We start from the raw sequence: 14,924 nt of genomic DNA, 5'->3' as shown, positions 1-14,924 counted from the left end.
CGCCGCGAGCTGACCACAGCGAGCGAAGTGAAGCGCAACTGCGGAAGAGTAATCGACCGTGGGAAGGAAGCGTGGAGCGTAAATCATGAGCCGAGGAACACGAATCGCATAGAAGGCGCTGCCAAGCAGGGCGAGCGGGCCCAAGACCGCGAAGCTCTTGTGGTCAAGGCGAAGCGGCGTAGATGCGGCGGTTGTGTGATGAAGGAGTGCGGCCCTTACCTGGGGACGCCCTGCCTCACGTCTGAAAGGACGGCGGCGTTGCCGTAGCAGGGTCTCAGCAGAGGTCATAGTAGTTGGCGGTAGCGCCGGGAAGGCTCGACCCCGTCGACGAAGGACCAAACGAGTAGGAGTGTTTTTTTTTCCGGCATGTCGATACAACAGGCAATGCGTCAGATGCCCGCGTCAGCGGGGCGGGAGGCCGTAGGTCAGGGTGAAGCCTTGGCTGCAACTTCCAGCGACGAAGCCTGTGGTCCGCGACATGTGTCAGGAAACGCAGGATCGGCGCTGCTGCAAGCAGCGCTGAGAAGGGAAAATCTGCTGCAGGCGTTCAAGCGTGTGCGTGCCAACAAGGGCGCAGCCGGGGTGGATGGTCGGGACATTGACGAAACCTCGCGCTATCTGGCCGTCGCCTGGCCGGAAATACGCGAACAACTGCTGGCAGGGACGTACCGGCCCCGCCCGGTACGAAGGGTGACGATCCCGAAGCCCGACGGTGGCGAGCGTGAGCTCGGCATCCCGACGGTGACGGATCGGCTGATCCAGCAAGCACTGCTCCAGGTGCTGCAACCGATTCTTGACCCCACTTTCAGCGAGCACAGCTACGGTTTTCGTCCCGGTCGGCGTGCGCAGGATGCGGTACTTGCCGCTCGGGCGTATGTCCAGTCGGGACGACGGATCGTAGTGGACGTGGACCTGTCGAAGTTCTTCGACCGGGTCAACCACGACATCCTGATCGACCGCCTACGGAAACGCATCAATGACGCTGGAGTAATCTGGCTGGTCCGCGCTTATCTGAACAGCGGCATCATGGACCATGGCGTGGTGCAGTCGCGGAACGAGGGGACGCCGCAAGGCGGGCCGCTGTCGCCGCTACTGGCCAACGTCCTGCTCGATGAAGTGGACAAGGAACTGGAACGTCGCGGCCATTGCTTTGCGCGCTATGCCGATGATGCGAACGTCTACGTGCGCAGCAAGCATGCTGGCGAGCGGGTGATGGCGTTGCTGCGCCGTCTCTATGACAAGTTGCACCTCGTGGTCAACGAAGGCAAGAGTGCGGTGGGTAGCGCCTTTGGTCGTAAATTCCTCGGTTACAGCCTCTGGGCTGATCGCAGTGGCGTCAAACTCAAGGTCGCGGATAAGCCGCTGGCAACATTCAAGCAGCGTATTCGGGAATTGACGTGGCGCTCTGGCGGCAAAAGCATGGCACAAGTCGTCGACAACCTGCGCCGCTACATGCTTGGCTGGAAAGGGTACTTCAAGCTGGCTCAAACGCCGAAGGTTTGGCGGAAACTCGATGAGTGGCTGCGCCACAGGCTGAGAGCGATCCAGCTCAAGCACTGGAAGCGTGGAAAAACCATGTATCGGGAATTGCGCAATCTAGGGGCGTCGGAAACGGTTGCGAAGCGGGTAGCCGCTAGCAGCCGATGCTGGTGGCGAAACGCTGATCGGTTGCTGAAAACAGTCCTCACGATCGCTTATTTCGACCGGCTTGGCGTACCACGCCTGTCCTGACCTCAACTACTCGAACCGCCCGGTGCGGACCCGCATGCCGGGTGGTGTGGCAGGGGCGCAGCTTACATTAGCTGCCCCCTATGCCGATCATACCGAACACGCCTTATTCGGTTCCCCGGCAACGGCCATGCGGCAGCGTGATGAAACTCCTTTATTCGCGTGTCCAGTCATTCGCCTGGCGAATGGATCACATCACAAATGAAAAGTTTTGTTATGACGCGAGTTTGCCTACACTGCAATGCAACAACGTTAATTCAGGAGACAGCCAAGGCGATATCGCCGGGCTAACTGTCATTAACTTACGAGGAAAAAAATCATGTCCATCAAAATCTCCGCCAAGCGTTCCCTGGGTCTGGTTGCCGCACTGCTCGTCTCCGGCGCCGCTTCCGCGATCGAAGTCCCGGCTACGCCGGATGCCCGTAACTGCAAGGCCGATTATCCGCGTACGGCGCTGGTCAATGAAGAGCAAGGCACGGTATCGATGTCCGTGCTGGTTTCCGCTGGCGGCGAAGTGAAGGATTCGCGCATCAACAAATCCAGCGGTTCCAAGGTGCTCGACACTGCAGCGCTGCGCAAGCTGGCCGCGTGCAAGTTCGCGCCGGGCTCGAAGGACGGCGCACCGGCCGATACGTGGACCCGGGTCGACTATGCCTGGAAGATCGACTGATTTTTCCTCAGCTTTTTACAAAGCCGGCATTGCCGGCTTTTTTTCGTTTACACGATAAGCATGAAACGGACCGTATGCCCTTCTTATACGATTCAGTGATGGCGGGATATTCTGCTGCGTTATAAATTGTTGCGATAAGGAAACAACAAGTATACGCTTTATGTATGCCTCACATCACAAATGAAAAGTTTTTTTATTTCTGTGCGCACCCTATACTGCACTGCATCAACGATCAATTCATTCAGGAGCTCAGCCATGTCGACCGCCATCATCACCACCACCGCCACCGCAGGTTCCCTGGACAGCACCGGCCGCATCGTGATGAACTGGCTGCGCTCCCTGCTGCGCACCACGCCGGCGGCACTGGCCGAAGTCCAGGGCAGCAAGTCCAGGCCGGACGCGGAACTGCCGTCGTACTACAAGGTCGGCGTGCGCATGTCGCTGCTGCGCTGGGCCGACGAACTGGAAGCCGAGGCACCGCACGAAGCGGCCAAGCTGCGCGCACGCGCCGCCGCCATCTGAGATTCCAGACACGCGTTGTGAAAAAAGCCGGCTTTGCCGGCTTTTGCTTTTTCAGGACCCGTTCATCCCGGCCACTTCCCGATCACAGGTATTTGTCGAACCACCCGACGATTCGCCTGACCAGGTCCTGCTGGTGTTCCGGCTTGCGGATCGCATGCCCTTCATCCTCGTAGACCACGAAGCTGGTCGGCACGTTCAGCGCCTTGAGCGCATGCCAGAATTCCATCGATTGCGCGGCCGGGGTTTCCACGTCGCGCTCGCCCACATAGATCAGCGTCGGCGTTTTCGCATTCTTCACATATTCGATCGGCGACAGCTTGCGGTAGATGGCCGGATCGTCGTACATCGTGGCACCGAAGAACGGCACCATCCACTGGTCGATACCGTTCTGGCCGTAGTAGCTGACCCAGTTGGCCACGCCGGCGCCCGCCACGGCGGCCTTGAAGCGGTCGCTGTGCGTCACGCCCCACATCGTCATGAAGCCGCCGTACGAATGGCCCATCAGGCCCAGGCGCGCGGGGTCGACCGGCATCACCCTGGCGACGGCATCCACGCCGGCCAGGATGTCGCGCAGGTCGCCGCCGCCGAAGTCGCGGCGGTTGGCCTGGGCAAATTCCTGGCCCTGGCCGAAGCTGCCGCGCGGATTCGGCATGAACACGAAATAGCCGGCGTCGACCAGCGCGCGCACGGTCGAATTGCCCGCCGCGCCGGCAGCGATGTAGCGCGGCGTGACGGCCGATGCCGGGCCGCCATGCACCTGCACGATCATTGGATATTTTTTCCCAGCCTGCGTCCGCAATGGTCCCACCACCCAGCCCTTGCTGCTGAAGCCTTCGATCCCCCATCCCACGCTGCCCACGGAAACCTGGGCGGCCAGCTTGTCGTTGTCGTGCGTGACCTGCTTCGGTTGCGCCAGCGGGCCGGCGACGAGGCGTGGCGCGCTGGTGAAGTCTTCCACCGCGCCGGCCACCTGCGTGCCATCGGCGCTGAACGACAGCCGGCCGTCGGTGCCGCCGGCTGCGCTGACCGCGGCGGACCAGTGCTTCGCCGTTTCGCCGCTTGCCGCGTCGATGGACAGCACCGTCAACTGGTCGCCCATCAGCGCCGAGGCCACCAGCCCGTTCTTTCGCCACGCCAGCCCATGGAACGTGCCCTTGAAACCGGGCGTGATGTTCTTCGGTTCGCCGCCGGCCAGCGGCACGGTGTACAGATCGCCGCCGATCGCGCCGAAGTCGCTCATCAGGCCGCCCACGTACGCTACCGTCTTCCCGTCCGGCGACACGCGCGGCAGGTTCAGTTGCGTGGCGGGCGAAGCAATCACGCGCAGCGCACCGCTGGCGGCATCCACCCAGGCCAGCTTGGCGACCCACCAGTTGTTGTCGCCGTTGCCTTTCGCCCCGGTGGCCACGAAGCCCTTGCCGTCCGGGGTCCAGTCGTATTCGTAGATGAAGGTATCGCCCGGCGACAGCAGTTTCACGGTGCCGCCCGCAGCCGGCACGGTGGCGATGCGCTGGGCATCGTCGTTGCTGCCGATCTCGCCGACCAGGCGGGCGCCGGCGGCGGTGGCGCCGGTTTCCTTGCGCGCGCCGACGGTGGCCAGCAGCGCCAGCGATGAGCCGTCCGGCGACCAGCGCGCCGAATTCGCGTTGCCGTCCACGCTGGCCAGCGCGCGCGTGCCGACGTACAAGGTCGCCTTGCCGCCCGTGCTGCCGATGAAGGCAACGTTCTTGCCGTCCGGCGACCAGCTGGGACGGTCGTAGCTGCATGCCTTGCATGGATCGTATTCGCCGACGACCTTGCCGGTGGCGGCATCGCGTACCACCACGATGGCATGCGGCCGTTTACCGGGAACGCCGGCATCGACCGATTCAAGCGCGGCGATCCGCTCGCCGGCCGGCGACAGCGCCACCGACCTGTAGTCGCGTATGGTCGCGGATGCGTCCGCGGCCAGGGCAATCGCCCCGGACGATGTGGCCGCGGCCACGAAGCTTGCGAGGGCGATTGATTTCAATTGCATGTCAAACCTTGTTGAGACGGGAATGGCGGATGCCGTAGGCGAAATAGGTGAGGATGGCGGCCGCCATCCAGATCGAGAAGATGACGCGGGTGGTGTGCGACAGGCCCACCATCAGGTACAGGCAGGCCGCGATCGACAGGCCCGGCACCAGGTAAGGGCCGAGCGGCACGCGGAAGCCGCCCTTCAGATAGGTGCCGGCGCGGCGTTCCTTGGCGCGCATGACGGGGACCGCCACCGACACCAGGATGAATGCCGTCAGCGTGCCCATGCTGACCATGTCCCACAGGAACGTCGCGTCGACGAAACCGGCCACGCAGGCCACCACGATGCTGACGATGATCGTGTTCAGCACCGGCGTGGCGGTACGCTCGTGCACCTTGTGGAAGCCCTTCGAGATCAGGCCGTCGCGCGAGATCGCGTACAGGATCCGCGTCTGGCCATAGATCGTCACCAGCGTCACGGAGAACACGGAAATCACGGCACCGGCGGACAGCACCAGCGCAGGCCACGCGTGGCCCGACACGTTCTGCAGGATCACGGCCAGGCCGGCTTCCTGCCCTTCGAACATGTGCGCTGGCTGCGCGCCCATCGCCGCCACGGCCACCAGCATGTAGAACACGGTGACGATGCCCAGCGCGGCAAGGATGCCCAGCGGGACGTTGCGCTTGGGGTTGTGCACTTCCTCGCCGGCGGTTGCCACGGTATCGAGCCCGATGAACGAGAAGAACACGGTGCCGGCGGCGGCGGTCACGCCCGCCATGCCCAGCAGGCCCTTCTCGCCTTCGCCCTTGAAGAACGGCGTGAAGTTGTCGGCATTGAAACCGGTGAAGGCTATGGCCACGAAGAACAGCAGGATGGCCAGCTTGATGATGACCATGACGGCATTCGTGCGCGCCGATTCCTTTGCGCCGCGCGACAGCAGGAAGCAGCACATGGCCACCAGGATGATCGGCGGCAGGTTGACGTGGCCCCAGTTGAACACCACCCCTTCCGGCGTGGACACGATCATCGGCGTGCGCAACAGCGTGGGAATATGCCAGTTGAACGCGTTGCCGAGGAAATTGTTCAGGTAATCGGACCAGCCGATCGCGGTTGCGCTGGCGGCGAGCCCGTATTCGAGCAGCAGGCAGGCGGCCATGATGAAGGCGAGGAATTCGCCCACCGTCGCATAGGCGAACGAGTAGGAAGAACCGGAGGCGGGAATGCGGAATGCGAGTTCGGCGTAGCACAGCGCCGTCAGCCCCGCCGTCAGCGCGGCCAGCAGGAACGACAGGATCACCGCCGGGCCGGCTTTCGGCACCGCTTCGACCATCGTGAAGAAAATGCCGGTGCCGATGGTGGCGCCGACACCGATCATCGTCAGCGAGAACAGGCCCATCGAACGGGCCAGGCCGCCAGGACTGTGCGGTGTTTCCATGCCGATGCCCGGCGTTGTCTCCGGGCTTGCGCCGGCAGTGGCGTCGACCGGCTTGGTACGGGTCAGTTTCTGGACCAGCGTCTGGCTCACAGGCATTCCTTGTTCAGGGTGTCAAAGCCGCAGCGCTCGTGACGCGGGGCAAAGTCGCGATTATAGGGCCAAGTTTCGCGACTCCCCTACAGGAATTTTGTGTGCAAAAAACAAGTGGTAATAATGTTACTTCAATGCGAAGTTACGTCGTTGCGAAGTTACGCGGGTGTGAAGCTACGTCGGTGCGAAGCTACGCCGGTGTGAAGCTACGTCGGTGCGAAGTTGCGCCGGTGCGGTGTCACGCCGGCGCGGGCACTTCAATGGTCCACCGGGCACGCCAGCTGCGCCGCCATCTCCGCCACGCTGCCGAACATCAGCTTCGGTGCGCGGGCACGCAGCGTTTCCGGCCTGGCGTAACCCCAGCCGACCGCGCCGAAAGCCAGGCCTTCCGCATGCGCCGCATCGATGTCGCGTACTTCGTCGCCCACGCACAGCACGCGCTCGCCCGCCACGCCGCTGCCCTGCACCACGCGGCGCAGCCTGCGGCGCTTGCCGAACAGCGCGGCGCCGCATTCGACATGGGCGAACAGGCACGCATCGTCGCCCAGCACGGCGCGCACGTTGGCTTCGGAATTGGAGCTGACGATCGCCAGCAGCACGCCATCGGCTGCCGCGCTGCGCAGCACCTCGGGCACGCCGTCGAACAGGCGGATGCGGCCGATGCTTTGCGCCATCAGCGTGCGGAAATGCATGGCCACCGGCAGCAGCTTCCAGCGCGGCAGGCCCACGTGGCGCATGATCTGCGGCAGGTCGGCACCGCGCAGCTCCTCGAGACGCGAGCGGTCCAGGCGCTGGAAGTGATGGGCGTCCGCCAGCGTATCGAATACTTCGAGAAAAAAGGGGAAGCTGTCGGCCAGCGTGCCGTCGAAATCGAAGATCAGCAGGTCATAGTCGCGCATCGCTCCCCTTTTCGTCGTGCCGGTCAGCGCTGCCCCAGGCGAGTGTCGCCGAACAGCTGTTTCTGGTCGTGCGGCTGGCAGCGCCAGTATTGCGGCGGCGCGTCGACCTGCGCGCCAAGCTGCGCGGCCGCGTGCCACGGCCAGCGCGGATCGTACAGGATGCCGCGGGCCAGTGCCACCATGTCGGCCTGGCCCTGCGCGACGATGGCTTCGGCCTGCGCCGCCTCGGTGATCAGGCCCACGCCGATCGTCGGCAAGCCGGTCTCTTGCCGGATGCGCTCGGCGAAACCAACCTGGTAGCCGGGTTCGACCGGGATCTTCTGCCGCGGCGACACGCCGCCGCTGGATACGTGCATGAAGTCGGTGCCCAGCTTTTTCAGTGCGTTGGCGAAGACCACGCTCTGCTCGATGTCCCAGCCGCCCTCGACCCAGTCGGAAGCGGAAATGCGCATCCCCACGGCCACCTCGCGCGGCACGGCCTCGCGCACCGCTTCAAACACTTCCAGCGGGAAGCGCATGCGGTTTTCCAGCGAGCCGCCATATCGGTCCGTACGCTGGTTGGACAGCGGCGACAGGAATTGGTGCAGCAGGTAGCCGTGCGCACCGTGCAGTTCGATTGCTTCGATGCCGAGTTCGTGCACGCGGCGCGCCGCCGCCACGAAATCGTCCTTCACTTTCGCCAAGCCGGCATCGTCCAGCGCCAGCGGCACGGTCTCGCCGTCGGCATGGGGCACGGCCGACGGCGCCACCGTCTGCCAGCCGCCATCTTCAGGGCGGATGTTGCCGCCGCCTTCCCACGGCACGGCGGACGACGCCTTGCGGCCCGCATGGGCAATCTGCACGGCCAGCACGATCGGCGAATGCCTGCGGATGGCCGCCACGATCGGCTGCAGCGCCTGGCGGTGCTCGTCCGACCACAGGCCCAGGTCCTGCGCGGAGATGCGGCCTTCCGGCGACACGGCCGTCGCTTCCAGGATCAGCAGCGCGGCACCGGACAGCGCGAGATTGCCGAGGTGGATCATGTGCCAGTCGGCCGGCAGGCCATCGGTGGCGGAATACTGGCACATCGGTGCGATCGCGATGCGGTTCTTCAATGGCACCTGGCCGAGGGAATATGGTGAGAAAAGCTGGCTCATGGAGTTCCTTTAAACGGTGTACCGACGAGTGTAGCCAAGATCGCCGGGGCTTGCCGAAACCGGCGCCGTTACATGTGCTTACTTTTGATACAGGGAAAAGGTAGATCGCCTATTGGTATAAGGATAATCTTGTACTACGCCAATAAGTTACACCTATAAGTTACGCCAATAAGTGCGCCAATAAGTGCGCCAATGAGCGACCCGGACAGGAGGAAGAGATGACGCTGTACCAGAAGATCCCCACCACTTCTTCGCGCATCGATCCGATGATGCTGGCCGCCGCCGCCGGCATCGTGCTGCTCTCCGTCGTGGCGACCGCGGCGATCGTCCGCTGGCTGCCGGATGACAGCCGCGCCGGCGCCCGGTCCGCATCGCCAGCCTCGCCGCCCGTTCCCGCCACTGCCGCACGGGCGTCTTCGGCTTCCTCGGCCGACCTGCCGGCCACGCCGGCAACGCGCAAGGTGCGCGAACAGAATTCCCAGGCCCGCGCGACGCAGTTCGCTTCGGCCTGAACAGCCCCCCTCTTGAGCCACCTTCACGGTGGCAACGCCGCTTTCAGTTCTTATGAAAGCTCAGCCGATGCGAACGATCATCATCCCGGCGCGCAGGCCGATACGGACGTCGGGATTGGGAAACACGACGAACTCCTCCGCGTGCTGCACCGTATAGACGGTGTCGCCGTCGCGGGCGATCTCGTCGCCTTGCCGGAGTGGCGTGAAATTCTGCGTCTCCTTGCCGAACGCCATCGTGAAGCCGTCGGACAGCTTGATGATGTTCTGCGCAACGCGGAACAGGTGCGGTGCCTGCGCCGCAGCCTGTGACGGCTGCCCGCGCAGCAGGCGGTCCAGCGCGGCGGAGGCGGCGGCGAATTGCGCCAGGTCGTTGCGGCCCAGCGTGCCGATGCGCCCCAGTTCCACGGTGCTGCCGGCGGCACCGTGGTGCTCGGCCGTATGGAAGCTGTAGGTGCCGGCGGTCTCGCGGTTCAGGATGACGGCGCCGATGCCCGCATCGCCCAGCCAGCCGATGAGGTGCTCGCGCGCCGGCGCTGCGATCAGTTCCGGCACGATCGCGAACGTGGGGTAATGCGATGCGCGAATGGCCGTGTGCAGGTCGAGGTGCCAGCGCTCCGGGCCCGCATCGGCGAAGAAGGCGGCGGTGGCGGCGATCATCTCGTCCGCCCGTGCCGCTTCGGCGGTTCCCGCCAGGCTGCCCCGCTCGGCGCGGAACATGCGGTTCAAATCGGCATCGATGAAGCGCTTGCCGGCGCGGATCGCGCCGATGCTGCCGACGCAGACCATCAGGTCCACCGCCAGCGCCCGCGGTTCGCGCGCCAGTGCATCGAGCAGGTAGGCCGTCAGTTCGATCGGCCCCGTTTCATCGCCATGCACGCCGACCGACAGCAGCACCGCCGGCCGGACGGTGCCCTGAAGGCGGATGGTCAGGATGCCGTCCGCCGGCTCGGCCACCGTGAAGCCGGCGTCGCCGAAGGCCCGCGCCACGGCGGAGAAATCCGCCTCGGCCAGGGCCCGCACCGGCGCCGGCAACGGCTCATGCAATGTCTCCTCCATGTCAGGCCGCCTTCTGCACGCCGTAGCCGCCGTTGTTGACGGCTTCGGACAGCGTCCACGCATCCAGCATCGCCTGCTCCAGGTCCGTCGGCGCACTGAACTCCGGCAGGTTCAGCGAGGCGATCACGGCATCTACCGCGCCGGCACCATGGCCGGCCGCGCGGGCCAGCACTTGCGCCAGCAGGCGCTGTTGCGTGCGCCGCAATGCCTGCTGCGCATAGCTGCGCAACTGTTCCTGCGAGCGGCTGGTGGCCGGCAGGTTCAGGCCGCGTTCCAGCGTGTCGATGCCCGCCTTGGCGCGCAGCGTGGTGCCCAGCGCCAGGAATGCCGGCAAGTCCATTCCCTCCGGCCGCTGCACGGACAGTGCCGTAAACAGGAAGGCCGACACGCCCTCGATGCCTTCCAGCGCTTTCCATGCCGCGGCAAATTCGGGCTTCAGGTCGGGCACTGCGTCGGCTTCGGTCGCCGTGCCCGCCGGTGCGAGGCGGCCGGCCATGCCCGGTTCGGCGAACAGGCGAGACAGCTCGGCGATGCCACCGCTGCCGCGCAACTGCTCCTTCGGCACCGCCAGCACGCCTTCCATCACGGCGCGCAACGCGGACCGGCTGCGCGCATCGACCGCCATCGACACCTCGCGCGGCACGGCCAGCGCCTCGGCGTCCAGCGTGTCGAACACCGGATCCAGGTTCAGCGCGGACCAGGCCTGCCCCCACGCCAGGATCACGTCGCTCTCCGCCACGCCATGCTCCTGCGCCAGGTTGCGGATCATCAGCGGGCCGCAGCGGTTGACCACTTCGTTGGCCAGCACGGTGGCCAGGATCGCGTTGGCCAGCGGGTGCGCCAGCGGCGAGCGTGTGGCAACCAGCAAGCCGGGGAAGTACGGCCGCAACACGGTTTCCGCCCAGCTTTCCTCCGTCAGCGGCAAGGCTCCCAGGATGCGCTTGTAGCGGTTCTTCACGTTGGCGACGACGACGGCCAGTTCCGGCGTCGTCAGCCCGCGGTTGTCTCCTTTGCGGCGTGCCAGTTCCGCCACCGACGGCAGCATCTCCAGTTCGCGCGACAGCGCGCCTTCTTCTTCCAGGCTGGCGATCAGCGCGGCATAGCCTTTTTGCACGGCGACATCCGATTGCGCCTGCAGCTCGCGCACCAGCAGGCGCGTCTGTTGCGTGTTGTCGCGCAGGACGAGGCGCACGATATCGTCGGTCATCTCGTTCAGCGTGCGGTTGCGCTCTTCTTCCGTCAGCTTGGCGGCATTGACTTCCACATCCAGCCAGATCTTCGCGTTCACTTCGTGGTCCGAGCAATCGACGCCGGCCGAGTTGTCGATCGCATCGGTGAAGATGCGACCGCCGGCCAGCGCGAACTCGATGCGGCCCGCCTGCGTGGCGCCCAGGTTGCCGCCCTCGCCCACCACCTTGCAGCGCAGCGCATTGCCGTCGACGCGGATATGGTCGTTGGCGCGGTCCTTGACCTGCGCATTGGTTTCAGTGGATGCCTTGATGTACGTACCGATGCCGCCGTTGTAGAACAGGTCCACCGGCGCCAGCAGGATGCGGTGCATCAGTTCCTCGGGCGACAGCGACGTCTCGGCAATGTCGAGCGCCGCGCGGACCTGCGGCGACAGTTCGATCGTGCGCGCCGAGCGCGGATACACGCCGCCGCCTGCCGAGATCAGGTTCTTGTCGTAATCTTCCCACGACGAACGGGGCAGCGCGAACAGCCGCTGGCGCTCGGCGAACGATGCAGCGGTGTCCGGATCCGGGTCGAGGAAGATGTGGCGATGGTCGAACGCGGCCAGCAGCCGGATCTTGTCGGACAACAGCATGCCGTTGCCGAACACGTCGCCCGACATGTCGCCCACGCCGACCACGGTGAACGGCGTGGTGGCCATGTCGTGGCCCATTTCGTAGAAGTGGCGCTTGACGGCTTCGAACGCGCCTTTCGCCGTGATGCCCAGCTTCTTGTGGTCGTAGCCATTCGAGCCGCCGGAGGCAAACGCGTCGCCGAGCCAGAAGCCGCGCTGCACGGCGATGCTGTTGGCGATGTCGGAGAACGTGGCCGTGCCCTTGTCGGCCGCCACCACCAGGTAGGGATCGTCGCCGTCGTAGCGCACCGTCTGCTCGGGCGGCACGATCTTGCCCAGCTGGCGGTTGTCCGTCACTTCCAGCAGGCTGGCGATGAACATGCGGTACACCGCTTCGCCTTCGGCCGCGATGACTTCACGCGGCGCGCCGGCCGGCATCTGCTTGCAGACGAAACCGCCCTTCGCACCGGCCGGCACGATGACGGCATTCTTGACCATCTGCGCCTTCACGAGGCCCAGCACTTCGGTGCGGTAATCCTCCATGCGGTCCGACCAGCGCAGGCCGCCGCGCGCCACAGGGCCGCCGCGCAGGTGCACGCCCTCGAAGCGGCGCGAGAACACGTAGATCTCGCGGTACGGCTTCGGTTCCGGCAGCAGCGCGAGGTTGCTGGTATCGAACTTGAAGATGATCTTGTCCCGCGCATCGAGCACGTCCGGATTCTGCAGGGCCGGGCTGGGTTGGAAGTAATTGGTGCGCACGGTGGCCAGGATCAGGTCCAGCAGCGCGCCCAGGATCACTTCCAGGTCGGCATGGTTCACCTGCGGTACGCGGGCCTTCAGCGCCACCAGCGTTTCACGCGCTGCCATTCGCTCCTGTTCGCCCTGCGCCGGGTCGAAGCGCGCCTCGAACGCGTCGACGATTTCCTTCACCAGCGCCGGCTGGCGGCGCAGGCTCTCGGCGATGTAGCGAACCGAGAACTGGGTGCCGGTCTGGCGCCAGTAGCTCATGTAGGCGCGCACCAGCTGCACCTGGCGCGGATTCAGGCCGCCCTCGACCACCAGGCCGTTCAGGCGGCCATCCTCGATATCGTCGTTGAACAGCGCGGCGAACAGGTCCTCGGCCACGCGGGCCACGCCGGGCCGCGCCAGCTTCTCGGCCGACGCGGCATCCACCGCCAGGCTCGTCACGTAGTGGCGCTGGCCGTCGGCGGTCTTGATCGTGTGCGCGCGTTCGCGGTCGATCAGCACGCCTGCGTTGTGCAGCGCGGGCATGATCGACGACAGCGTCGGCGTCTTGTCCAGCGTGTAGATGCGAATGGTGGCGGGGCCGGCCGAGGAAGCCAGCTCGATGCGCACCGAGGCGCGCTGCGAGGTGCCGTTGCGCAGGATCTTGTCCAGGTCGTGGAACGCCACCACCGGTGACGTGGCGGCCACGTAGTCGACCGGCAAGGTGGCGCACAGGCGGCGCAGGTCGTTGCGCAGGTGTTCGTCCGGCACCGCGTCGGCCAGCTCGGAAAAGCCCTCGTGCCAGCCATCGAGGATCGACAGCAGCGGGCGCTGCACGTCGCTTTCCAGGTCCAGCGGATAGCGTGCCGCATGGGCGATCAGGTACAGGCGGGCCAGCGGGCCGTCCGCCACCAGCGTATGCGAGCTGACATGCGTCGCGCCCGAGCTTTCCTGCAGCGCGCGGGAAAGGGCATGCGCCACGCTGGCGCTGTAGCGTTCGCGCGGCAGGTAGACCAGCACGTTCAGGTGGCGCGCATACACGTCACGTCGCGCGAACACCTTGGTGCGCGGCTGCTTGTACAGCGACACGACGGCGCTGCACACTTCGGCCAGCCATTCCGGGTCTGCTTCCAGCGCTTCGGTGCGCGGCAGCGATTCCAGGATCTCGATGAATTTCTCGGCGCGGAAACCTTCCTGGCGCAGGTTGGCGATCTTCAGCACCTGGGCTATGCGGCCGCGCGCGAACGGCAGGCGCGCCAGCGGCGTGAGCAGGGCGGCACGGGTGAACAGGCCGATGAAGCAGTGTTCGCCCAGCACGTTGCCGGCCGCGTCGGCGGCCCGCACGCCGATGAAGTCGAGTTGCTGGTCGCGGTGCAGCGTGCCGCTCACGTCGGCCTTCACGATCGACAGGATGTGGCCGCGGCGGTTCAGGGTATCGAGGTCGCCGGGGATGTTGGCCAGGCAGGTGCCATACACGGGGTGCGCGGTATCCTGCAGCACGCCGATGCGGCTCGGCAGGTCGCGTTCCAGTTCGTGCGTGCCCGGCTTCACGTGATAGTAGGCGTAGCCATGCACCTCGAAGCCTTCGTCGCGCGCCCAGTGCAGGAAGGCGGCTGCCTCGGCACCTTCCTCGCCCTGCCCCTGCACGGAATCGGCGACGGTGGTGAAGCGGTTCTTCATCGTCGGCAGGTCGCGCTTGACCATGGCCGCGTCGCCCGCCACCATGCCGATGCGGCCGGTCAGTTCGCGCAGCGATGCCTCGTCGGGTTCCTCGGCCAGCAGGCAAAGCACATAGGACTCCAGCCGCGCACCGGGGTCGCCCACGGCGCTCACATTGCCGCTCGCGTCGCGCGTGACCGGCAGCACGGCGTTGAGTACCCCGTTCACCTGCACCTTCTGGCGGCGCAGCGCCATCACGATGGAATCGACGAGGTATGGCATGTCGTCGTTCAGGATCAGCAGCGCGGTCGCGTGGCCACCGCGGCCATCCGCATAGCGCAGCGTGGCGATCTGCGCGCCCGGCGCCGTGCGGCGAGCCGCCTGGGTAAAGCCCTCCACCAGTACCGGCGCCAGGCTCTCGGGCAGCGTATCGGCCAGGTCTTCGTCATCGAGCGATTTCAGCCAGGCGGCGATCAGCGCCTGCACAGGGCCTTGGCCCGCTGCATTGTCGACATTAACGAGTTCCAGGGTCTCTTTACGCAGTTGCTGCGGCATCTTTGTCATCTGCTTCTCCAGTTATTCCAGTGTGCGTGATGGGTACTGCGCGCCGGCTCGTGGCTGGCGCATGTGCAATGGGGCCGAGGATCGCTCAGCCCCACCGTTTCTTCAATCTGCCAGATGGCCGAGC

Annotated in this window: 10 protein-coding genes; 4 read left to right on the top strand and 6 right to left on the bottom strand. The window is 65.4% G+C overall.

The features are described from left to right. Positions 1 to 366 precede the first annotated feature (366 nt). From ltrA to ACY34H_RS27930, 3 genes are all read left to right on the top strand, one after another. A complete protein-coding gene (gene ltrA, locus ACY34H_RS27940; RefSeq protein WP_464977593.1) occupies positions 367 to 1,731 on the top strand; it encodes a group II intron reverse transcriptase/maturase in 1,365 nt (454 codons plus the stop codon). A 316-nt stretch (positions 1,732 to 2,047) separates the two neighbouring features. Further along, positions 2,048 to 2,398 carry an energy transducer TonB gene (locus ACY34H_RS27935; RefSeq protein ID WP_464980689.1) on the top strand — a complete coding sequence of 117 codons (351 nt, stop codon included), beginning with the start codon at positions 2,048 to 2,050 and terminating at the stop codon, positions 2,396 to 2,398. 255 nt (positions 2,399 to 2,653) lie between these two features. After that, on the top strand, positions 2,654 to 2,920 hold the full coding sequence (locus ACY34H_RS27930; RefSeq protein WP_464980688.1) for a hypothetical protein: 267 nt from the start codon (positions 2,654 to 2,656) through the stop codon (positions 2,918 to 2,920). An 82-nt stretch (positions 2,921 to 3,002) separates the two neighbouring features. Here the strand turns inward: ACY34H_RS27930 and ACY34H_RS27925 are convergent, their stop codons facing one another. The 4 genes from ACY34H_RS27925 to ACY34H_RS27910 form a co-directional block, all read right to left on the bottom strand. Beyond that, on the bottom strand, positions 3,003 to 4,937 hold the full coding sequence (locus ACY34H_RS27925) for a S9 family peptidase (RefSeq protein ID WP_464980687.1): 1,935 nt from the start codon (positions 4,935 to 4,937) through the stop codon (positions 3,003 to 3,005). A 1-nt stretch (position 4,938) separates the two neighbouring features. Beyond that, entirely contained in the window at positions 4,939 to 6,444 is a 1,506-nt protein-coding gene (locus tag ACY34H_RS27920) for an APC family permease (RefSeq protein WP_464980686.1), read from the bottom strand. A 257-nt stretch (positions 6,445 to 6,701) separates the two neighbouring features. Beyond that, the gene (locus tag ACY34H_RS27915; RefSeq protein ID WP_464980685.1) at positions 6,702 to 7,343 is read right to left on the bottom strand and encodes an HAD hydrolase-like protein; all 642 of its coding nucleotides are present in this window, start codon (positions 7,341 to 7,343) and stop codon (positions 6,702 to 6,704) included. Positions 7,344 to 7,366: 23 nt separating this feature from the next. Beyond that, positions 7,367 to 8,479 (bottom strand): NADH:flavin oxidoreductase/NADH oxidase, encoded by a 1,113-nt coding sequence (locus ACY34H_RS27910; RefSeq protein ID WP_464980684.1) that lies wholly within the window; start codon positions 8,477 to 8,479, stop codon positions 7,367 to 7,369. Positions 8,480 to 8,697: 218 nt separating this feature from the next. On the opposite strand from ACY34H_RS27910, the gene ACY34H_RS27905 reads away from it, so the two are divergent. Continuing rightward, positions 8,698 to 8,991 (top strand): hypothetical protein, encoded by a 294-nt coding sequence (locus ACY34H_RS27905; protein ID WP_464980683.1) that lies wholly within the window; start codon positions 8,698 to 8,700, stop codon positions 8,989 to 8,991. 60 nt (positions 8,992 to 9,051) lie between these two features. Here ACY34H_RS27905 and ACY34H_RS27900 read toward each other — a convergent pair whose 3' ends face one another. Both ACY34H_RS27900 and ACY34H_RS27895 read right to left on the bottom strand, forming a co-directional pair. Then, complete coding sequence (locus ACY34H_RS27900; RefSeq protein ID WP_464980682.1) at positions 9,052 to 10,047, bottom strand: succinylglutamate desuccinylase; 996 nt, start codon at positions 10,045 to 10,047, stop codon at positions 9,052 to 9,054. A 1-nt stretch (position 10,048) separates the two neighbouring features. Next, on the bottom strand, positions 10,049 to 14,800 hold the full coding sequence (locus tag ACY34H_RS27895) for an NAD-glutamate dehydrogenase domain-containing protein (RefSeq protein ID WP_464980681.1): 4,752 nt from the start codon (positions 14,798 to 14,800) through the stop codon (positions 10,049 to 10,051). Positions 14,801 to 14,924 lie beyond the last annotated feature (124 nt).

It is taken from the genome of Pseudoduganella sp. jia 9, assembly GCF_055502615.1.
Note: the sequence above shows the minus strand (reverse complement) of the source record. Positions and strands in the feature narration are given on the sequence as shown.

Coding starts and splice junctions, on each gene's coding strand:
- ltrA (WP_464977593.1), top strand. CDS start 367: ATGTCGATACAACAGGCAATGCGTCAGATGCCCGCGTCAGCGGGGCGG.
- ACY34H_RS27925 (WP_464980687.1), bottom strand. CDS start 4,937: ATGCAATTGAAATCAATCGCCCTCGCAAGCTTCGTGGCCGCGGCCACA.
- ACY34H_RS27910 (WP_464980684.1), bottom strand. CDS start 8,479: ATGAGCCAGCTTTTCTCACCATATTCCCTCGGCCAGGTGCCATTGAAG.
- ACY34H_RS27930 (WP_464980688.1), top strand. CDS start 2,654: ATGTCGACCGCCATCATCACCACCACCGCCACCGCAGGTTCCCTGGAC.
- ACY34H_RS27900 (WP_464980682.1), bottom strand. CDS start 10,047: ATGGAGGAGACATTGCATGAGCCGTTGCCGGCGCCGGTGCGGGCCCTG.
- ACY34H_RS27935 (WP_464980689.1), top strand. CDS start 2,048: ATGTCCATCAAAATCTCCGCCAAGCGTTCCCTGGGTCTGGTTGCCGCA.
- ACY34H_RS27905 (WP_464980683.1), top strand. CDS start 8,698: ATGACGCTGTACCAGAAGATCCCCACCACTTCTTCGCGCATCGATCCG.
- ACY34H_RS27915 (WP_464980685.1), bottom strand. CDS start 7,343: ATGCGCGACTATGACCTGCTGATCTTCGATTTCGACGGCACGCTGGCC.
- ACY34H_RS27895 (WP_464980681.1), bottom strand. CDS start 14,800: ATGACAAAGATGCCGCAGCAACTGCGTAAAGAGACCCTGGAACTCGTT.